We start from the raw sequence: 19,423 nt of genomic DNA, 5'->3' as shown, positions 1-19,423 counted from the left end.
AACGCTTGAATCAGTAGGGTGAAGAGCCGAGAAGATGTTTCGTCAGGAACTGGGTCTGATCCTTCACCAGTTCTTCGAACGCCTCGCCCATGTAGAACTCGAAATGCCCAGCGGAATAAAGCCTGGTCTCTCCATGCGGCGCCTTGCGCACCAGGGCAATCGTCTGTTCCGGGGGCGTGACGGTGTCAGTGGTGCTGACACAAAACAGGATGGGAAACTTCACCTTGGAGGCCGAGCGTCCGGGTCGATAAGCCATGATCTCCGGGAGCACCCGCGCGGCGACGTGATTGACGAACACCATCCCTTTCGGCACCAAGGCCAGATAACCCGGCAGGGCATCATGGGCATTCATCAAGGCCGGCTGACCGGGTGTGGCAGCGATTGGCACCATCACTGGCGGACGACCCAGCAGCTTGGCCGCAAAATCACGCAAGAGCACCGGGACTACCTGCAGCGATCCCTTCACACCCAGTGCCGCGGCGGAGGCCAGACCGTCGGTAAAGGGGCACTGACTGATGGCAGCCAGTAACTCGGGATGCCGACTGGCCACGGTGATCGCATGCCCTCCCCCAAACGAGCTTCCCCATACGGCAACCCGTCTCCCATCGACATCCGTGCAGCCTTTGACGAAGTCCAGCGCTGCATCCCAATCAGCCAGTTGCCGCTTCACAGACATCAACTGCCTGGGGCGACCACCACTGTCTCCGAAATAACGGTAGGTAAAGGCCAATGTAGCGATTCCCGCAGCGGCGAATCGCTCAGAAAAGGCGTCGAGGCGCATCTCGCGAACCGCACCGAGTCCGTGACCGAGGACTACAATCGGCGGTTTCTCTACTCCGACCGGAAGGTAGAGCCAGGCCGAACAGTAGGTTTCACCCGAGTCAAAGCGGATGTCCTGGCGAGTGAATGGGTAGGAAGGCTGTGACATTTGATTCATTTCCTGCCTCCCCCGCCTTGCAGGGGCAAGGAGCCTTGCTCGAGCGTTTGCTCGAAAATGGCCGGGCTGTAGAACGGCACATTACCGTCGCGAACGGTGCGCTCAAGGTATTCGACCATCAGCGATTGCGCAGTCTCGGAAGGCGAGATCTTGATGAACTCGGTGCGCTCCATGTGCAACCCCTCATCGAGAGTGGCTGATCCGCCGAAGTACACAGCTCGCTTGATAGCCTCAATGGCACCCTTGGGTCGAGAGCCCAGATACCGGGCCAGCTCAATGGCTCGCTCAAGCAGCGCATCCGGAGCAACCACTTCGTCGATATACCCTATTTCGAGCGCTTTGCGTGGCGACACCGGCTTGCCTTCGAGCATCAGCATAAGCGCTCGATGGGCACCGACCAGCCGTGGTAATCGCTGAGTCCCCCCGCCACCGGGAAGGATGCCGAGAAGCACCTCTGGCTGCCCGATGAAGAAATCGCCATCCGCCATCAGACGGGCGTCGCAGGCGAGCGCGAGTTCGCTGCCCAGCCCCAGCGCAGAGCCGTTCAGAGCGGCGATGAAAATGACGCCGCTGCGGTTCATCCGCAGAAAAGTGTCGTGCAGCTTGTCAAGCTGCATCCCGCCCTCCAGCGGTGTCAGAGACGCAGCTGCCGCCAAAGGCGGAACTCCGCGCACGCTCTTTGCAGTTCGAGCGATAGCCGAGGCCACAGTGCGCCCGACCGACGGGATGCTCTTTCCACCTTCCTGTAGCCAACGAACGTCTGCATGACCGATGAAACGCTCAGGATGAGTTCCAGTGAGCACCACCGCTTTTACCGTGGTATCGGACTCTAGCTTGTCCATTAGCTGCGAAAGCTCATTGGCCATCTCCAACCCCATTAGCCCGTGTGGACCTCCATCCAGCCGCGCAACCAGGACAGAGCCTCGGGGCTCCACTTCAAGGTGCTCGGGCGGCGTATGCGTCTTCGTCATCTCTTAGATCCTCCGGGACAAGCGTGGAGAGCAAGCGCGCCCTCCATCAATAGCCTCCGGACAGTCATCAAATCAGCCGGAGGAAATAACACTGTTATAGGGCGAACATAACACTGTTATATTACCATCGCAATATGTACTCTTAGGCTCGCTCCCCGAGTCATGCACCAACCCGCACCTGAAGGGAACTTCATAAAATGAAACCGCACATCACTTTGGTACAGATTGATCCGGCCACCAGAAATCCGTCTGAATCCCCCCTTCCAGAATGGAGACCAGCAATCCTCGTCACAGGCGCAGCTTCCGGAATCGGTCGTGCCTGCGCCGAGTTATTTGCGCAGCGTGGTTGGTTCGTTGGTCTATACGATATTGATTCAGAGGGTGTCGCCGCGGTCGCCGCGACCTTGGGAGAGGGAAACGCCATCTCTGGAGCTCTCAACGTAAGCGATCCTGCAGCATGGGAACGGGTACTGACGGATTTCTGGGCGCAAAGTGGCCAGCGGCTTGACGTGCTGCTCAATAATGCGGGGGTTCTCACAGCCGGGCAGTTTGAAGCCGTTTCACTGACCAGACACCATGCAATGCTTGACGTGAACGTTCTGGGAATGATCACCGGCTGCCACAGTGCCTTCCAATACCTGCGAGGAACGCCCTCCTCTCATGTCATCAATATGGCCTCGGCCACTGCAATCTATGGCCAGCCTGAACTGGCAACCTACTCGGCGACCAAGTTCGCCGTACGCGGATTCACCGAAGGGCTCGACCTCGAATGGAGCAAGTTCGGCATCCGCGTGAGTGATATCTGGCCGAGCTTCGTAAAGACCGCAATGGCTGATGATTACGGTCGTATCCCCAGCGCCAAATCGCTGGGCATTCGGCTCACGCCACATGACGTCGCATCCACGGTATGGGCTTGCGCGACGGCAAAACGATGCATCCACAACCCCCACTGGACTGTCGGCCTGCAAGCCGGATTTCTAGCCATCGCCACGCGTCTCGCGCCACCGGCCCTCAGCCGCTGGATCGTCCAACGCATTGCGCGATAAAGGAGAGGTTTACAACTCTCGAAAACGAACCAGGACGAGACATCCGAAAGCGCGACCGACCAGGCCCGGATCGACAGCGCTTTCCAGCAGGATTCCGATGCACATTGCCTACAATGGAGCTGCCGCCAAAAATGAAAGGCTTCAACTGGATCGATGAACTGAGCCCTCAAGTACGGGATACCGTTCTGCGATGTGCTCACCCAAGAACCGTTGCCGATTCGAAGATCCTGTATCAAAACGGCGATCGTGTAACGGAAATTTTCCAGATCGTTTCCGGGGCCATCCGCAAATGCATTCTCACCGAGGATGGCCAGGAGGTTCTGCTCTATGTCTACGGCCCCGGCGACATAGTAGCCGATGCTCCCGTGACGGATGACGAGCCGTCCCCCGTCACGCTGACTACCCGGGGAGAAACCAAATTGAGGGTCTGGTCGGCGAGTGACTTGAAACTGCTGCGCGAACAGCATCATGAAGTTGAAACGGCACTCGCATGCCAGATCAACCGTCGCTTGCGAGTAGCACTTCAGTTGATCGAGGAGCTGCTGACCTTGCCGGTCGCGGCAAGAATCGCGTCCCGCTTTGCTCAACTCAGTGACCTGCAGAAGCCTTCTGATCGAGGGATCGATTTACTGCTTTCTCAAGTAGATATAGGTCTCATGGTTGGAAGCACACGCCAAAGCGTCAATCGAGTGGTCAACGAACTGAGGGGGCTGGGCCTGATAGAGCCGCTCTACGGCAAGATCATCATCAAGGACCTGCCAGGGCTGAACCGCTACGTTCGAGAGCATCACCGCTTGAACGAACGATAGCCTACACAATGTAAGCCGGAATCAGAGAAGGTGACTGCTATCAGTGGCTTTCAAAAAATGGGGCGAAGCAAATGGGTCTGGGCAGTTACACGAGCAATATCAGCGAGAGTCAATTCAAGCATTCGCGCAGTCTCCTGACACGCGCCTGAAAAATAGCTTACACAATGTAATCTGGAAGACGTTTCCTCCCAATAACGCACCCTACCATCAACTCCGTAAGCGCCATTGCCATAACAATAATCCAGGCGCTACCGGAGATCTCTTATGTATGCACCAACGCTCGTCACTACCCCTCCTTCCCCGTCCCATCGACGTCTCATCGCACAGCCCATTTTTTACCCACCCATCTGTCAAGACCACCAATGCCGCCATCGCTGATCCAGAGCCCTTTGTGAGCCTTGGACAGCATGAAGATGAGCACTCATGACGGTTACACCAGATCCGCTTCTTTGCACCTGTGCACGACGGAAAACGTAATCGCCTCAAAGTGGTGACGAACCACGCTGTCACCCTGTTCGGAGTAAAAGCAGTGAACAAGATTATTCTCCAAAGCACTTTCGCAATGACCGCCTGCGCGTTTTGCGCCACCGCTGTTGCCAATGGCCTGGCCGTCAACGAGCAAAGCGCCAGCGGCGCCGGCACTGCCTATGCCGGCCGCGCCTCAACGGCGCTGGATGCCAGCACTGTCTATGGCAACCCCGCCGGCCTGAGCAAACTCAAGCGCACCGAGGTCAGTGGCGGTTTTGCGGCAATCAGTGCCAAGGTCAATATCAGTGACGCTCAGAGCAGTGCTTCGGGTAGCAACAAAGGCGACTCAGTACCACTGGTTACGGTGCCTTTCGGTTACTTCTCTACGCCGATCAATCAGGACTTCACCTTCGGAATGGGTCTTTATGTCCCCCAAGGCCTGGTCAACGATTATGAACGCAACTTCCAAGGCCGCTATCATGGCTCCTACAGCAAGGTACAGGTGATCACCTTGCAGCCGACGCTCGCTTATCGTATCAACGAGCGCATCACCATCGGCGGCGGTCCAACCATTAATCGCATAGAAGGCGATCTGCGGAGCGAACTGGCCACCGGCGCACTGAATGCCGGCACGGACACCCAGATCAAGATCAAGGGCGACGATACCGCACTCGGCTACAACGTTGGTCTGATGGTCGATCTGAGTGACGCCACCACCTGGGGCATCACTTACCATTCCAAGGTCGACTATCACCTCACAGGTCATACTGAAGTGAGCGACTCTCCGAGCGCGTTCGGCCTGAACGGCAAGTACAAGACATCGATGGATGCGACCCTTCCGGAGTCGGTGAATACCTCTTTCACCCATCGTTTCAACGAACGTTGGACCGGTTACCTGGGTACCACCTGGACGCGCTGGAGTCGTCTGCCAAAGCTCGAGGCAAAGAATAAAGGTGTGCCGGCGCTCGGACAGCAACTCGGTTTTGACACCATTGGCGAAGAGCTGAACTGGCACGATACTTTCTCGGTGGCAGTGGGTGCGTCCTATCAGCTTGATAAGCAGTGGGTGCTGCGTGCGGGCTTTGCCTATGATCCGTCACCGACCACCAATGCAGACCGGGAAGTGCGCATTCCTGTAGGCAATCGCCGAGCCCTGACCTTGGGAGCCGGTTACTCCCCCAACGAGGATCTCACCGTCGATCTCGCCTACGCCTACCTGTGGGAAGGCAGCAGTTCGGTTAGCCAGGCCAACACCTCCGGACTCCAGCCAGCCTACAGCGCCAAGTACGAGAACAGCGCCAACGGCCTGGTGGCGCAACTGACGTATCGTTTTTGAGTCCAGCACAACGCTCTATCTGACATGGGTTGGTTCTTGGTAAGCAACCCCATGTCAGCGTGCGGCCCAGCACGTGTAACAGCACATCCAATCTCATCGCGCAGATGTCAGACATCACTGAAGGCTTGTTCGGCAGGTGAAAGCCGCCCCATGAGCAATCAGCGATGTCGCCTTCCCGGACAACGCCCTCAGCAGTCACTTAACTATATTTTTCGTATAGCATTAAAACTATATGATATGTATAGTTCACAAAGCTTCCCAACCAACTCAAGCAGTGAGCGATACATGACAACGGCTGTGAGATCAGCGGCAAAAGGCGCGGAAGCGCTGCCCCCTGTCCATTGGGGGGCGGTACGGTTAGCGGCGCTGCCTGAGGGCAAGATTTCTGGCCTTGAACTGCTGGAGAGTTTCCAGCTTGGCTATCGGCTAGCGCATTGCGCCGCGTATCGGCTGAGCGAAATATGTACAATGAGACATGACAAACAAAACCTACGGTCAACTCTGCCCAATAGCCCGGTCGCTGGACGTACTGGGAGATCGCTGGACGCTGCTCTTGATTCGCGAGTTCCTCTTGGGTCCGAAGCGATTCAAAGACCTGCTCGCGATTCTGCCTGCAATGGGTACAAACCGGCTGTCCGAACGCCTGGCCATGCTGGTGCAGAACGGCGTCATTCAACAAGTTACGCTACGCACGCCCCCAGCTACGCCAGCTTACGAGCTGACGGCTTTGGGCGAGCAACTACGCAAGCCAGTGCTCGCGCTGGGATTCTGGGGACTGGGTCTGCCGATCGACGAGCGCATCGATCCGGCCAGCGCTCGTGCGGAGCTCATAGCACTTTGCCTGACAGGCGCGAACGATTCGGCGGCGAGCGCAGGCTTGCAGGAATTGTACGAGTTCCAGGTGGAAGCAGAGGTCTTCCATGTTCAAGTAAACGACGGGCACCTGTTGGCGCGGTCTGGGCCGAGCGCAGAGCCCGCCGACGTCAAGATACAGTGCGACATGGAAACCTTCATCGCGTTGGTCCTGCGCCAGATCACTCCAACGCGTGCGCTTCGCGAAGGGCACGTAACGTTGCTGCAAGGGGATCGTCCAGCGTTTACGCGAGTGTTCAAAGTACTCGAGTACAAGCCCTAAGACCGCAAGCCCTCACCCTCCATCCCTCGCATCATGTGAGTCGGAGGATGGCAGGCCTGTATGAACGGGTCGTTTCCAGCCCTGTATACCGTGGAGCCAGTCAACTCCGGCCTGGTGTCTTGGCTGCGAGCCACACCTCTTCTCCTTTACCCACCCGAATCCGATGTTGCCCGGTGGTGAGCCTGTGCTCGTCATACGGCAGACAACCCTCTCAGTAGTGCCTTTCCTGTAACCCCGGCGGATATCGGACTCCATCCCGCTGCACCCCCTTCAATCATGAAACAGCCCTTATTGAGAACTCACCATGACCGCCTCCTCGCCTGAAGAAAATCTGCTGAACCAGCCCTTACAACTCCCGAACGGCAGCGTTTTTCGCAACCGCCTCGCCAAGGCGTCCATGAGCGAAACGTTGGGCACCTACAACAATCACCCGACGTTGAAACTGGTCGAGTTGTACCGGCGCTGGTCCGCGTCGGGCATTGGTTTGCTCATCACCGGAAATGTGATGATCGACCGGCGTGCACTCGGTGAACCAGGCAACGTGGTCATCGAGGATGAAGCTGACTTGCCTGTGCTACGCCAGTGGGCCCGTGCTGCAACCGAGCAGGGAGCGGCGATCTGGGTGCAGCTCAATCACCCTGGCAAGCAGTCGACCAAAGGCCTGAATGACAGCAACCTCGCGCCATCAGCGGTCCCGTTCCGCGAGGACATGGCCGCACTGTTCGAGACTCCACGCGAAGCCACCACAGCCGAGATCGAAGACATCATTCGGCGCTTTGGCCGCAGCGCAGCCATCTGCAAGGAGGCCGGCTTCAGCGGCGTGCAAATCCATGGTGCGCACGGGTATCTGATCAACCAATTCCTCTCGCCACACCACAATCGGCGTACGGACGCATGGGGTGGCAGCCCGGAAAAGCGTCGACGTTTCGTGTTGGCTGTTTACGCCGAGATTCGCCGCCAGGTCGGCGCTGAATTTCCCGTCGGCATCAAGCTCAACTCAGCAGATTTCCAGCGTGGAGGCTTCACCGAAGAGGAATCAATGGCGACGATTCATGCACTTGCCGAAGCAGGCATCGACCTGATTGAGATTTCGGGGGGCACCTATGAGGCTCCAGCCATGAGCGGCGGGCTCCAGGAGACGAAAAAAGCATCCACCGTAGCGCGCGAGGCTTACTTTCTTGAGTTTGCTGAAAAGGTGCGCGCCTCGATCAAGGTGCCTTTGATGGTCACTGGCGGTTTTCGCAGTGCCGCCGCCATGAACGCTGCGCTGCGTTCCGGAGCGCTCGATGTCATTGGCCTCGCGCGGTTACTGGCCATTGATCCCGAGGCACCGGCGGCCCTGTTGCAAGGCCGGGACAGTTCACAACGTGTACGGCCAATCACCACAGGCATCAAGCAAATCGATCAGATGGGCGTCATGGAAATCTTCTGGTACACGCTGCAGCTCAAACGAATCGCCAATGGCGGTGATCCGCGTCCCAACGAAAGTGGGCTGTGGGCATTTTCGAAATCAGTGATGAAAAGCGGCTGGGGCACGTTCCGTACGCGGCGCATGCGCGCACGGGCCTGAGCCCGAGGCTCGCTCGCATCGCCACAATAACCACTTGGAAGACCTCAACATGACCGACACCCATTTCACCACCCCTACTCGCTTCGTGGAAGTTGATGGTGACCAATTTGCCTATCGCCGCTGGGGCAACACTGCGACAGGCCAACCCCCTCTGTTCTTCCTTCAACATTTTCGCGGCGGGATGGATCATTGGGACCCACTTATGACGGATGGCCTGGCTGCGGGGCGCGAGGTCATCCTCTACAACGGTCGAGGGATTGCCTCTTCTTCCGGCAAACCGCGTAACCGGATCGAACATATGGCCGATGACGCGGCTGCGGTGATCCGCACGTTAGGCCTGTCCAAGGTGGATGTTCTAGGCTTCTCACTGGGTGGTTTTCAGGCCCAGGACCTGACACGACGCCATCCCGACCTCGTTCGCAAGCTGATGCTGCTCGGCACCGGACCTCGTGGCGGCAATCCGGATTCAGACCCTGGAGTGCTGGAAGCCGCACCGCGCCCCGTTCCAACCCTCGACGACTTTCTGTTTCTGTTCTTCGGTCGATCCACGGCGGCGCAGCAGGCCGGGCGTGATTTCTGGGAGCGCCGTCATCAGCGTGCCGACCAGGACCCACCCAGCTCTCCTGAAGTGATCCAGGCCCAGATCGAAGCAAATATGTACTATTTGCCAAAACTGGACCCGAACGATCCTTTCAATCATCTGCGCGAGATCAAACAGCCGACGTTCATTCTGAACGGTATGAATGACGTTATGGTTCCAACGGTAAATTCCTGGTACATGGCTCAGAACATCCCGAACGCTCAACTGTTCCTGTACCCGGATGCCGGTCATGGTGCTCAATTCCAATACCCTGAGCGTTTTCTCAAACACGCCATTCAATTCCTTGATGAGTCCCACCCTGCGGAGCAAGCTCACCATGCTGAAGTTTAAATTTTTATTATGGGCATTGACCAAGCTATTACAGAGAACAATCAAAAAAAGTCCTGACTGTGCAAAATACGTTAAAGGCAAGGAGCTGGTCTTTCAAATCCAAACGCATGACGGTGTGGGTCGCTACTTCACCCTGAAAAACGGCAAGATAAAATCCTCTGCCGGGTTGACTGAAAAGCCAAAATTCACCCTGTCATTTAGAGATGCAGCAAAGGGTTTCGCCATTCTGGCTGCCAAAGATAGTAAAGATGCATTTTTGACAGGACTGCGCAAAGAGGACTTGGTTATCCGCGGTGACTTTGTTGAAGTGATGTGGTTCCAGGGACTAACTGAATACTTGCAGCCTGCTAAAAAAACATCAGCATTTTACCCTTCGCGCTAGGAGTTTGATGCCGTGAGCCCTACTTGATCTGACAGTCGCCCGCATTTTCAGGATGCCTGTCAGATCTGATTTTCTCGCCGTAGCTTAGTGGCTATTCAAGCGTTTTCGGGCAACTGTTGATGCATTAGTGCAACGCCGGGAGGCGGCTCAACAATGGACGCACTACCTGAACCCGTTGCGGCAAACGCGGCCAAAATCCCAATTAATGTTCCTATCCGACAGACATACGCTGGATCAAATCCAGCGCCGAGACGTAGTTGGGAAACTCCTCGATCTCGAACGGTGTCCCCGCACAGCTGTCAACCATGTGACGGGTCCGTACACGTTTCAAGCTCATCATCAAGGCACTCGATACATGCATCCAGCAATTCATGGAGCGCCGCAACGCGATGCACGCCGAGTCGCTCATTAAGTGCCAATTGCGCCTCTTTCCAGGCGCGCCGCCCTTCGGCTTGCTTTTCCAGTCCTGCTTCGGTCACCTGGACAAGGCGGCTGCGCGCGTCGCCACCCGCCCCGACCGTCAGCCAGCCTTGAGTGACCAGTGGCTGCATATTCCGTGTCAACGTCGAAGCCTCCATTTGCATTCGCCTAGCCAGATCGCTCGGGCGAATGGGACCCAGTCGAACGACGTGGGACAACAATGCGTACTGCGTGTTTTTTAATCCGGACTCGGCGATATAGCGATCGTAGTGACGCGTCACCATGCGATTGAGCTGGCGAATCTTCAGATTGGTGCAGCCCTGTGGCTTGGTCATATTTTTCATGGTATAGATTGTATCTACAAGTATTGCATATGCAAGTATCTGGAATGATGAAGGAGTCCGTGATGGAGGCTGACCAGGTCGTTGCGCGGTGGGACGAAGAGGAAAAAGCGATTCGTGCCCGTTGGAACACTTCCCACGCCGCAACGCACAAACAGATCACCAGCCTGACAGGCATGGAGTTGTTCGAGGCAATTTTTGCCGGGGAACTACCGCCCGCCCCAATCGGCGACACGCTCGACTTCCTGCCCATTCACATGGAACCAGGCACAGCGATCTTCCAGGGTCGACCGCAACGAAGGCACTACAACCCGCTGGGCACCGTGCACGGCGGCTGGTTTTCCACGCTGCTCGATTCGGCGGTGGGTTGCGCCGTGCATTCGACCTTACCCGCAGGCAAGGGCTTCACTACGCTGGAGCTGAAAGTCAACATGGTCCGCGCCTTGACCGACGCGGTACCGCTAGTACGCGCCGAGGGAAAGTTGATCCATGCGGGAAGCCGGATTGCCACGGCCGAAGGCCGAATCGTTGGCCCCGACGGCAAGCTGTACGCGCACGCCACCACGACATGCTTGATCTTCGATTTCCCTGCACCTTCCCCGAGGCGTCAACATGAGCAAGTCTGACATTGCTCTCCGCGCTGCGGCCCGACAATGGAGAAAGTCATGAAATACACATCCTTTGGCAAGACCGGCCTGCGGGTTTCGCAGGTGGCGCTCGGCACGGGCAACTTTGGCACGGGTTGGGGCCATGGCGCCGACCCCGATACCAGCAAAGCGATGTTCAACGCCTATGCCGAGGCTGGGGGCAACTTCATCGATACAGCGGATGTCTACCAGTTCGGACAATCGGAGGAACAGATCGGCATCTTGCTGGAGGGGCGGCGCGAAGATTTCGTCATTGCGACGAAGTACAGCAACGGCGCGCAGCCGAATGCCAATCGGCTGGTCACCGGCAACAGCCGCAAGGCCATGGTCGCCTCCGTGGAAGCGAGCCTGAAGCGACTCAAGACCGATCGGATTGACATTTACTGGGTGCATCATCCCGATGGCCTCACGCCAGCCGAGGAAATCGTCCGTGGCTTCGAGGACTTGGCGCGCGCGGGCAAGATCCTCTATGCAGGCCTTTCGAACTTCTCCGCCTGGCGGCTCGCCCGTACAGTGACTCTGGCCGAACTGACTCGTACCGTTCCCATCGCGGCTGCGCAGTTCGAGCACAGCCTGGTTCATCGCGAGCCCGAAGCCGACCTGTTCCCGGCATCGCACGCGCTGGGTCTTGGCATCGTCACTTGGTCGCCGCTGGGCGGCGGCATGCTGACGGGCAAGTACCGCCAAGGGGAGAAAGGTCGCGCCGAAGGTTTGGGCGGCCGGGTATTCCAGCCGGAGAATTCGGCGCAGCGTACGCAAATCCTCGACACCGTCATTGCCATCGCGGGCGAGATCGGCGCCAGCGCGGGTCAGGTCGCCATTGCCTGGGCAGGCACCCACGGGGCAGTGCCGATCATCGGGCCACGCTCAATGACCCAGCTCACCGACAACCTCGGCGCGCTGTCGCTTGAGCTTTCACCCGAGCACATCAGCCGCCTCGATACAGCAAGCGTCCTGACACCCTCGGCGCCAGCGCGGGCGGTAATTCCCTGGGCCGAGCGCGCGGATCGGATCGTGGCATAGCGCCATGGGGGCATTGGCCCGCAGTTTCTTGGACAACGGCCAACTCGACACCCAAACCTTGAAAGCCCACACATACGGCGAATTGAACGCTTTGATGGCGGCGAAAACCGAGTGATGCTGCCCCGCGGACGAGGCCAAACGCCAGTGAATTGAAAGTGTCCAGTTCTGAAATAGGCTTACACCGGTTTCAGGACTAGGACCACCGAAAGCAACGGCCTCCAAACCTGTACGGACACCGCTAACTTGTGCCCAGGGAATGGGCGAGTCCATCGACCTGTTTTGCCAGGATTTCGAGGGTGAAATGTTCAATCGCGCGGGCACGCCTTGGCCCGAGAGCGATGTGACCACGATAAGCGGATCGTGCGACCAAACGCGCTCAATTCAGCTCATCAACAGGCAACGCTCCTCCTCTGATTCTTCCAACCCGATAAACCGTCGCACCCGTTGGGCTCCATGCCCTGCGCGGATCGCCTCTGGCGAGGCATCCAACTGCACGTTGCCGTTCTCCATGAAAATCACCCGGTCAGAGATCGACAGGGCAAATTCCATTTCGTGAGTGACAATCAGCAGGGTCATGCCTTCGCGAGCCAGGTCGGCGATCACCGTAAGTACCTCGCCGACCAGTTCCGGGTCCAGCGCCGAGGTTGGTTCGTCAAACAGCAGGATGTCCGGGTCCATGGCCATGGCCCGGGCGATCGCCACACGTTGTTGCTGGCCGCCAGACAGTTGATGCGGATATTTGTGAACGTGGGCCAGCAGGCCGACCTTGTCGAGCAGCTGGCAGGCCCGCTGCTCGCTCAGTGCGCGGCTGACGCCATGATAACGAGGGGCGAGGCTGATGTTGTCCAACAGTGTCCGGTGTGGAAACAGGTTGAAGTTCTGGAACACCATGCCGATGCGCTGCACACCCTGACGAACCCGACGCCCATCCGGTTTGTCCTCGGCATTAATGAAACCCTCCCCGAACAACAGGATTTCACCCTGATCGATGCGTTCCAGGCCATTAATGGTGCGGATCAACGAGGTCTTGCCGGAGCCGGACGGGCCGATGATGGAAATCACCTGGCCGCTTTGCACCTTCAGGTCGATACCTTTGAGCACATGATGATCGCCGTAGCGTTTGTGCACGTCCTGCAGGTGCAGGGCCGGGGCCGCACCTTTGGCTGGGAGACTGACCTTGCTCGATACCCTAGGTGCCAGACTGTCACGCAGCACTTGTGTCGAGGCGCTCTCCAGGGTTTGCGGTGTACGCAGGTTCAGGTCCAGGTAACGTTCCAGACGCTGCAAGGCGAAACCAAACACTGTGACGATCAGCACGTAGTACAGGCCCACAGCCGCCAGGGTCTCCATAACCAGGAAGTTCTGGGCATACAGGCGCTGGCCGACAGTCAGCAGTTCGGTCAGTGAAATCACCGAGATCAACGAGGTCAGTTTGACCACCGTGATGTATTCGTTAATCAACGTCGGCAGTGAGATGCGAAACGCTTGAGGGATGACGATTAGACGTTGCACGCCAAGCAGCCCGAGCCCCAGGGCACGGCCCGCTTCCTTCTGGCCTTTGGCGATCGAAATCAGCCCGCCACGATGAATTTCTGCCATGTAGGCGGCCTCAGTGACCACCAGCGCCAACAGACCGGAATAAAATGGCACCGACAGCACCGGCCCGGCACCGGGCAGCAACTGCGGCAGGTTGTAGACGAAGACCACCAGCACCAGCAGCGGAATGCTGCGAAAGAACCAGATGTAGAGTGATGCGGGTATGCGCAGCCAGCGCACGCTCGACAGTTTGGCCGAGGCCAGGACGAAACCCAGCAGCATGCCCAGGAACCAGGCCAGGGTGCTCAGTTCGATGACGGTCAGGCTCGCCGCCCAGAAGTCAGCCAGGGTGAACAGCGAAAAAAAGTAATCCCAATCGAATTGCATAGACACCTCGCGCAAGCCGCGCCCCCGATCGAGGGCGCGGTTTCAGGCATTACTCAGAGACCGGTTCCAGGTCATACGCCTTGAGAATGGCGGCGTACTCGCCGTTGGCCTTGCTCTCAGCCAACGCCTTGACCAGCGCCTGATAGGTCGCGTCGGCGTCTTTCTTGACGTAGATGCCCAACGTTTGCGGGTAAACCAACTTCTGCGAGCTGACGATCACACGGCCGTTAGTACGCTGAGCGATCATGTGCGCGGCACCGGCAATTTCCACTTGAGCCTGGATGTTCTTTGACAGCAGCGCCTGCGTCACCTCGGGTGCCGAGGGAAACTCACTGACGGTGATGGCGCCCTTGTTGTTCGGGACGCAGTAGTCGCTGGACAACTGACGGAACTTGCCGACCCAGGTGGTGCCCTGCTCCAGCCCGATTTTCAGGCCACACAGGTCTTCGGGAACCTGCGGGTTCAGCTCACTGCCCTTGGGCACCATGATCGCCGCGCCGGTGTTGGCATAAGCAATGGTCCGGGCCTGGGCCTGGCGCTCCGGGGTGATGTACATGCCGGAGATGATTGCGTCGTAATGCCCGGCGTTGAGGCCGTTGAGCAGATTGGGAAACTTGGTGTCGACGAAGTTGGCCTTGACGCCCATTGCCTTGGCCAGAGAATGGGCCAACTCCGGGTCGGAGCCGACCACGTTCTTGTTGGCGTCATAGGATTCGAACGGCGGGTAGGTGATTTCCATACCGACCTTCAATACACCCGGCGTCGCGGTGCTGGCGAAGGCGGCACTGGCACAGAACAGACCAGCGGCGAGCAGACTCAGTCGGGTCAAGGCGTAGGGGGTTTTCATGATGGGAAGCTCCGTTGGTTTTTTTAGGAATGAGAGGCAGTGTTTTTCAGGCGACCGAAGCTCGATGGCTTGCGGGCTCGGGATGGCAGCTCAAGCTCGCCGTTCTCGACGCGTTTGCGCAGGTACTGATAGGTCTGCAGGGCTTGACTCCACATGTGTTCACCAATCGTTAGCTCCTCGTAGACCTGAGCGTCATTGATGAATGCCGGCAACGGCTTGATCAGCGTGTGGTAATCGCAGGCGTAAAACAGCGGGAAGCTATAGCGCTCCTGAGCCACCTTGCGCACTCGGTGAGCGGTGGCCACGAAGGTCCCGGAGGTCATGACTTCCAGCATGTCGCCGATGTTCACCACAAACGCACCGGGCATTGGCGGTGCATCGATCCACTGATCCTGGTCGTTCAGCACCTCCAACCCTGGCTGATCGGCGTGCAGGATGGTGAAGCACTCGTAGTCGGTATGCGCGCCGATGCCTGGAGCATCCACGGCAGTGGCGTCGAAGGGGTAATGGATCAGCCGCAGCTTGGAAGGCGGACGGGTGACCAGTGCCTCGAAGTAGCCCTCTTCCAGGCCCAGAGCCAGGGCGAAACCATCGAACAATCGACGGCCCAGGGCAAACACGGCCTGATAGTAATTTTGTACCGCAACCTGAAAACCCGGCACGTCGGGCCAGTGGTTCGGGCCCAGCAGCGGCGTTCGACTCAGGAATAGCGGATCGTCCACCGGCACTTCGAATCCGATGTCGAAGGCCTCTTTGTGGTCCGGCTTGCCCTTGGAGTACACCTCCTCTCCTTCGGGCACGAAGCCCTTGTGGCTTTCCGAGGCGCCGATGTAATGGCGCATCTTGGTCTCAAGGGGCTGCGCGAAATAATCCTTGCTCGCCTGGCGCAGGCCCTCGATCAGTGCCGGATCAATGCCGTGCCCGGTGATGTACAGAAACCCCACATCGCTGGCGGCACGACCCAGTTGCTCGGCCACGGCGAGGCGATGCTCCAGTTCGATACTGAAGAGGCCAGCGATGTTCACCACTGGAATGCTATTGAAGTTGGCCTGGGTCGGCGAAGTCTTATTCATGGCGGGCTCCTTCACAGGTAAAACGGTTGAAGTGTTCGCGCTCGGTTCGCGCCATCCACTGGTTCAAGGTCCAGAGATCGGCCACCGGCATGTTGGTGAAGGGCAAGTGATGCAGATACCCGTCGGCACCGAACTCCGGGGTCAGGGTGCTGACTGCATAGCCACGCTGAATTTGAGAAGCCCAGATCGCCTCCCAGTGATGCTGGTGAAACATCAGTTCACGGGCATATTCCGGAGCGGCGGGATGGGGAACTTGCGGGCCCTGGTCATAACCGACCCGAGCTTGAATGTGATGAACGCGCTCGACGAAGGACGACAGATCGTCGGCCGGGTCGTCCAGTAATCGCTCACAGCACACCACCCAATGGCTGATGTCACTGGTGAAACGCAGTTCCGGCAGTTGGCGAATCAGTTCCAGCGTCACCCAAGGGCTGTACAGGGAGCGGGCGCGGTGAGTCTCGAAACTGCAGAACACCCCATGCCTGGCGGCCAGTTCCAGGGCCTGACCGAAGAACTCGACCTGCAGCGCCAGAGGCCAGCGATCATTGCCCGCAAGCAGATTGACGAAACGGGGGGTCAGCTCCGTGGCCCAGCCGAGCTTGCGATCGATGTCGACCAAGTGCTGGGCAGGCGTAGCGCGCTGATCAGGCAGGACATCGTAGGCACTGAACAGGGTGCAGATGTAGGGGACGTGATTGCTGCGCAGGAAAGCGCCGAACTCGCCACGCTCATTGGCCTGCAGTGGCAGGCGTGCTTCGATCCCATCAAAACCGGCGACGAGCAGTTCATCCAGCGCGGATGAATGGCTGGCGGTATAGCCCCATAAGGTACGGAAAATCTCTAGCTTCATGCATTCCTCTCGACTGCTTCGGGCCACTAGCGGATTGGGCTGGTGGCGTTGCTGGGCAGTCGAAAAGGGGCCGCTGCGGGCTGCTGCTCTGATGGCGTCGGTCCCGTGTGGAGGATCCTAAGGCCATCGTGACAAATGATTGAATAGGCTGTAGCAAATAGTTAGTTCAGAAATCCATGAACTAACGCAAGGCGGGTTTCGCGAGAACGAAAAAAGAGATCAATACCTGAATGGCGCCTACCTGACCTTCTTCGGGTGTCCATTCCTCCTGACCTCAGTCCTTGCTGATCGACGTGTTTTCATCAGCATGGGGTAAGGTTTAGGTCTTCGTTTCATGGCACGCGGCTCAATCCTGCCCTGACACGCTCGACGACATCCCCAACAGCGACAACCGTCAAGTCATCGACGGTGGCTCGAAAGCCGTTACAGGCGGCAACGCCTGATCCCACTTCACAATGTCCACCGAGGCGGTTTGCGCCGAACAGCCCTGGGACAGACTCGATGAGCCGACATCAGCGGTGATCACGTTCGGGTTGCCGTGTTTATCAAGGCTGTTTCGCTCACCGTTCACCAACGGATCAAACCAGGCACCCGTGGCGATCTGCACGACACCCTGGCGGATTCCATCGCTGACAATCGCCCCGGCCAGAAAAGCCCCGCGCTCGTTGAACACCTTGACCACGTCGCCATCGACAATACCCCGGGCGTGCGCATCCGCCGTGTTGAGGGTCAAGGGCTCACGCTGCCGGATTTTCGAGGAGCGGCTGTAGGCGCCGTGATCGTATTGGCTGTGCAAACGGGTTTTCGGTTGGTTCGACAGCAGTTGCAACGGGTACTGCGCCACCGGCTTGTCCAGCCACACTGGGTGACCGGGACAATCGGCGTAGCCAAAACTCGCGATGCGTTCGCAGAAGATTTCGATCCGTCCCGAAGGCGTCGGCAGCGGATTGGCCTCGGGGTCTTCGCGGAAGGCTTTGAGCAATACCGTATCGGTGTCGGGGTAGGCAATTTCGAACAGGCCATCTCGCCAGAACGTGTCGTAGTCCGGCAACTCAATCCCTTGCTCCTGCGCCCTGCCCCGGGACTCGTCATAGGTAAAACGCAGCCATGCCTCGGCGTCACGCCCCTCGGTGAATGACTCACCGAATCCCAGACGCTCGGCGACTTGCACCAGAATCCAATAGTCGTCCCGGGATTCGCCCACCGGCTTGATCGCTTGCCGCATTGCGATCATGAAGCGGTCCGACGCGGAGCTGCCGATATCGTTGCGCTCCAGGGCCGTCGTGGCTGGTAGCACGATATCCGAATACTTGGCCTGGGCAGTCCAGAACTGCTCATGGACGATGAGGGTTTGCGGTCGCTTCCAGGCCTCCAGCAGACGGTTGAGGTCTTGATGATGGTGGAAAATATTCCCCCCCGCCCAATAGACCAGGCGTATGTCCGGGTAATGCATCCGCTTGCCGTTATAGTCGAACGGGGCTCCTGGATTGAGCAGCATGTCGGTCACTCGCGCCACCGGAATGAAGTCTTTGACTGGATTGACCCCTTGGGAAAAGCGCGGCCCGGAAAACGCTTTGCGACCGCTGCCCGTGTTGTTCATGCAGCCATAGCCAAGGCCGAATCCGCCGCCAGGCAGGCCGATCTGCCCAAGCAGCGCGGCCAGCGTTACCGTCATCCAGAACGGCTGTTCGCCGTGCACCGCACGCTGCAAGGAATAGGCAATGTTGATCATGGTGCGCTGGCGGGCCATGCGCCGCGCCAGGTCGATGATTTGCGGTGCCGGGATGTCTGTCAGGGTCTGCGCCCATAACGGATCCTTGGGTTGGCCATCGACATGACCGAGCAGGTATTGGCGAAACCGCTCATAGCCGACCGTATAGCGCCGGACGAAGTCCTCATTGTGTAAACCTTCACTGACCAACACGTAGGCCAACGCCATCATCAGCGCCGTGTCGCTGCCGGGGCGCACCGGTAACCATTGATTATTTGTCGGCCCAACCAGGTCTTCGCGCAAGGGACTGACGTTGACGAACTGCACGCCGGCCTCGGACATCTTTTCGAGTGCTCGAGACAACAGATGCTCGCTGGCCCCGCCGGGGCTGGTCTGGGCGTTTTTCGCCGGCAGGCCACCGAAAGCGACAAACAACTCACAATGCTGCGCCAGGTTTTGCCATGAGGTATGCGCGGCCAGCAACCAATCCATGTTGCCGACGATATGCGGCATCAACACCCGCCCGGCGCCAAGGCTGTAGCTGTCCATGCTGAACACGTAACCGCCGAACAGATTGAGGAAGCGATGCAGCTGACTCTGGGCGTGATGGAAGCGTCCGGCACTGCCCCAGCCGTAGCTGCCGCCGAAAATCGCCTGGTTGCCATGCTCGATCTTGACCCGTTTCAGCTCCCGGGCGACCAAGTCCAGCGCCACTTCCCATGACACTTCGACGAAGGGTTCCTGACCGCGCCGCTCGGGGTGAGATCCGGGCTCGGCGAGGTAACTGCGGCGCACCGCCGGCCGCATGATCCGCGTCGGCGAAGTAATGGCCCCGGGAATCGAAGCACCGATGGGCGACGGATCTGAGTCCCATTCAACAGGTACCATCGCATCCAGTTTTCCGTCGACGACCTGCGGACGGTACGCGCCCCAATGCAGTGAAGTGAAACTCATGGCGCGATGAACTCCCAATGGAATACGGTCGATAGCACGCAACAGATCT

General features: G+C 58.4%; 17 protein-coding genes. 9 read left to right on the top strand and 8 right to left on the bottom strand.

Annotation, left to right across the window (positions count from 1 at the left end):
* Nucleotides 1-10: 10 nt before the first annotated feature.
* Entirely contained in the window at nt 11-937 is a 927-nt protein-coding gene (locus PSH86_RS12140; RefSeq protein WP_305489996.1) for an alpha/beta hydrolase, read from the bottom strand.
* A complete protein-coding gene (locus PSH86_RS12135) occupies nt 934-1,803 on the bottom strand; it encodes an enoyl-CoA hydratase/isomerase family protein (RefSeq protein ID WP_305489994.1) in 870 nt (289 codons plus the stop codon). Before PSH86_RS12135 ends, PSH86_RS12140 begins: the two co-directional genes overlap by 4 nt.
* Nucleotides 1,804-2,105: 302 nt before the next feature.
* Here PSH86_RS12135 and PSH86_RS12130 point away from each other — a divergent pair, with 302 nt between their 5' ends.
* From PSH86_RS12130 to PSH86_RS12100, 7 genes are all read left to right on the top strand, one after another.
* The gene (locus tag PSH86_RS12130; protein ID WP_305489992.1) at nt 2,106-2,954 is read left to right on the top strand and encodes an SDR family oxidoreductase; all 849 of its coding nucleotides are present in this window, start codon (nt 2,106-2,108) and stop codon (nt 2,952-2,954) included.
* Nucleotides 2,955-3,085: 131 nt separating this feature from the next.
* On the top strand, nt 3,086-3,763 hold the full coding sequence (locus tag PSH86_RS12125) for a Crp/Fnr family transcriptional regulator (RefSeq protein ID WP_305489990.1): 678 nt from the start codon (nt 3,086-3,088) through the stop codon (nt 3,761-3,763).
* 562 nt (nt 3,764-4,325) lie between these two features.
* Nucleotides 4,326-5,567 (top strand): outer membrane protein transport protein, encoded by a 1,242-nt coding sequence (locus PSH86_RS12120; protein WP_305490357.1) that lies wholly within the window; start codon nt 4,326-4,328, stop codon nt 5,565-5,567.
* A gap of 475 nt (nt 5,568-6,042) precedes the next feature.
* On the top strand, nt 6,043-6,702 hold the full coding sequence (locus PSH86_RS12115; protein ID WP_305489988.1) for a winged helix-turn-helix transcriptional regulator: 660 nt from the start codon (nt 6,043-6,045) through the stop codon (nt 6,700-6,702).
* Between the two features lie 304 nt (nt 6,703-7,006).
* Nucleotides 7,007-8,272, top strand: coding sequence for an NADH:flavin oxidoreductase/NADH oxidase family protein (locus PSH86_RS12110; RefSeq protein WP_305489986.1), 1,266 nt, complete (start codon nt 7,007-7,009; stop codon nt 8,270-8,272).
* A 49-nt stretch (nt 8,273-8,321) separates the two neighbouring features.
* On the top strand, nt 8,322-9,203 hold the full coding sequence (locus tag PSH86_RS12105; RefSeq protein WP_305489983.1) for an alpha/beta fold hydrolase: 882 nt from the start codon (nt 8,322-8,324) through the stop codon (nt 9,201-9,203).
* Nucleotides 9,190-9,585, top strand: a complete 396-nt coding sequence (locus PSH86_RS12100) for a helicase (RefSeq protein ID WP_305489981.1) — start codon at nt 9,190-9,192, stop codon at nt 9,583-9,585. The genes PSH86_RS12105 and PSH86_RS12100 overlap by 14 nt, the downstream gene beginning before the upstream one ends.
* A gap of 299 nt (nt 9,586-9,884) precedes the next feature.
* Here PSH86_RS12100 and PSH86_RS12095 read toward each other — a convergent pair whose 3' ends face one another.
* Nucleotides 9,885-10,349: a MarR family winged helix-turn-helix transcriptional regulator gene (locus PSH86_RS12095; protein WP_305489979.1), complete on the bottom strand. Its 465-nt coding sequence runs from the start codon at nt 10,347-10,349 to the stop codon at nt 9,885-9,887.
* Nucleotides 10,350-10,411: 62 nt separating this feature from the next.
* Between PSH86_RS12095 and PSH86_RS12090 the strand changes: the two genes are divergently transcribed.
* Together PSH86_RS12090 and PSH86_RS12085 are read left to right on the top strand one after the other, a co-directional pair.
* Nucleotides 10,412-10,972, top strand: coding sequence for a PaaI family thioesterase (locus tag PSH86_RS12090; protein ID WP_305489977.1), 561 nt, complete (start codon nt 10,412-10,414; stop codon nt 10,970-10,972).
* Between the two features lie 39 nt (nt 10,973-11,011).
* Entirely contained in the window at nt 11,012-12,016 is a 1,005-nt protein-coding gene (locus PSH86_RS12085) for an aldo/keto reductase (protein ID WP_305489975.1), read from the top strand.
* Nucleotides 12,017-12,397: 381 nt separating this feature from the next.
* On the opposite strand, the gene PSH86_RS12075 is transcribed toward PSH86_RS12085, so the two are convergent.
* From PSH86_RS12075 to PSH86_RS12055, 5 genes are all read right to left on the bottom strand, one after another.
* Nucleotides 12,398-13,939 (bottom strand): amino acid ABC transporter permease/ATP-binding protein, encoded by a 1,542-nt coding sequence (locus PSH86_RS12075; protein ID WP_305489973.1) that lies wholly within the window; start codon nt 13,937-13,939, stop codon nt 12,398-12,400.
* Between the two features lie 49 nt (nt 13,940-13,988).
* Nucleotides 13,989-14,786 carry a transporter substrate-binding domain-containing protein gene (locus PSH86_RS12070; protein WP_109755259.1) on the bottom strand — a complete coding sequence of 266 codons (798 nt, stop codon included), beginning with the start codon at nt 14,784-14,786 and terminating at the stop codon, nt 13,989-13,991.
* 23 nt (nt 14,787-14,809) lie between these two features.
* A complete protein-coding gene (locus tag PSH86_RS12065) occupies nt 14,810-15,859 on the bottom strand; it encodes an isopenicillin N synthase family oxygenase (RefSeq protein ID WP_305489971.1) in 1,050 nt (349 codons plus the stop codon).
* Nucleotides 15,852-16,709, bottom strand: a complete 858-nt coding sequence (locus tag PSH86_RS12060; RefSeq protein WP_305489969.1) for a sugar phosphate isomerase/epimerase — start codon at nt 16,707-16,709, stop codon at nt 15,852-15,854. Before PSH86_RS12060 ends, PSH86_RS12065 begins: the two co-directional genes overlap by 8 nt.
* 394 nt (nt 16,710-17,103) lie before the next feature.
* A complete protein-coding gene (locus PSH86_RS12055; RefSeq protein WP_305489967.1) occupies nt 17,104-19,374 on the bottom strand; it encodes a molybdopterin guanine dinucleotide-containing S/N-oxide reductase in 2,271 nt (756 codons plus the stop codon).
* Nucleotides 19,375-19,423 lie beyond the last annotated feature (49 nt).

It is taken from the genome of Pseudomonas sp. FP2300 (assembly GCF_030687595.1).
GTDB lineage: Bacteria > Pseudomonadota > Gammaproteobacteria > Pseudomonadales > Pseudomonadaceae > Aquipseudomonas > Aquipseudomonas bijieensis.
This window is presented reverse-complemented; position numbering and strand designations above follow the sequence as displayed.

Excerpts from the sequence above, each read along its gene's own strand:
- PSH86_RS12140 (WP_305489996.1), bottom strand. The coding sequence starts at position 937 with ATGAATCAAATGTCACAGCCTTCCTACCCATTCACTCGCCAGGACATC.
- PSH86_RS12135 (WP_305489994.1), bottom strand. The coding sequence starts at position 1,803 with ATGGCCAATGAGCTTTCGCAGCTAATGGACAAGCTAGAGTCCGATACC.
- PSH86_RS12130 (WP_305489992.1), top strand. The coding sequence starts at position 2,106 with ATGAAACCGCACATCACTTTGGTACAGATTGATCCGGCCACCAGAAAT.
- PSH86_RS12125 (WP_305489990.1), top strand. The coding sequence starts at position 3,086 with ATGAAAGGCTTCAACTGGATCGATGAACTGAGCCCTCAAGTACGGGAT.
- PSH86_RS12120 (WP_305490357.1), top strand. The coding sequence starts at position 4,326 with ATGACCGCCTGCGCGTTTTGCGCCACCGCTGTTGCCAATGGCCTGGCC.
- PSH86_RS12115 (WP_305489988.1), top strand. The coding sequence starts at position 6,043 with ATGACAAACAAAACCTACGGTCAACTCTGCCCAATAGCCCGGTCGCTG.
- PSH86_RS12110 (WP_305489986.1), top strand. The coding sequence starts at position 7,007 with ATGACCGCCTCCTCGCCTGAAGAAAATCTGCTGAACCAGCCCTTACAA.
- PSH86_RS12105 (WP_305489983.1), top strand. The coding sequence starts at position 8,322 with ATGACCGACACCCATTTCACCACCCCTACTCGCTTCGTGGAAGTTGAT.
- PSH86_RS12100 (WP_305489981.1), top strand. The coding sequence starts at position 9,190 with ATGCTGAAGTTTAAATTTTTATTATGGGCATTGACCAAGCTATTACAG.
- PSH86_RS12095 (WP_305489979.1), bottom strand. The coding sequence starts at position 10,349 with ATGAAAAATATGACCAAGCCACAGGGCTGCACCAATCTGAAGATTCGC.
- PSH86_RS12090 (WP_305489977.1), top strand. The coding sequence starts at position 10,412 with ATGGAGGCTGACCAGGTCGTTGCGCGGTGGGACGAAGAGGAAAAAGCG.
- PSH86_RS12085 (WP_305489975.1), top strand. The coding sequence starts at position 11,012 with ATGAAATACACATCCTTTGGCAAGACCGGCCTGCGGGTTTCGCAGGTG.
- PSH86_RS12075 (WP_305489973.1), bottom strand. The coding sequence starts at position 13,939 with ATGCAATTCGATTGGGATTACTTTTTTTCGCTGTTCACCCTGGCTGAC.
- PSH86_RS12070 (WP_109755259.1), bottom strand. The coding sequence starts at position 14,786 with ATGAAAACCCCCTACGCCTTGACCCGACTGAGTCTGCTCGCCGCTGGT.
- PSH86_RS12065 (WP_305489971.1), bottom strand. The coding sequence starts at position 15,859 with ATGAATAAGACTTCGCCGACCCAGGCCAACTTCAATAGCATTCCAGTG.
- PSH86_RS12060 (WP_305489969.1), bottom strand. The coding sequence starts at position 16,709 with ATGAAGCTAGAGATTTTCCGTACCTTATGGGGCTATACCGCCAGCCAT.
- PSH86_RS12055 (WP_305489967.1), bottom strand. The coding sequence starts at position 19,374 with ATGAGTTTCACTTCACTGCATTGGGGCGCGTACCGTCCGCAGGTCGTC.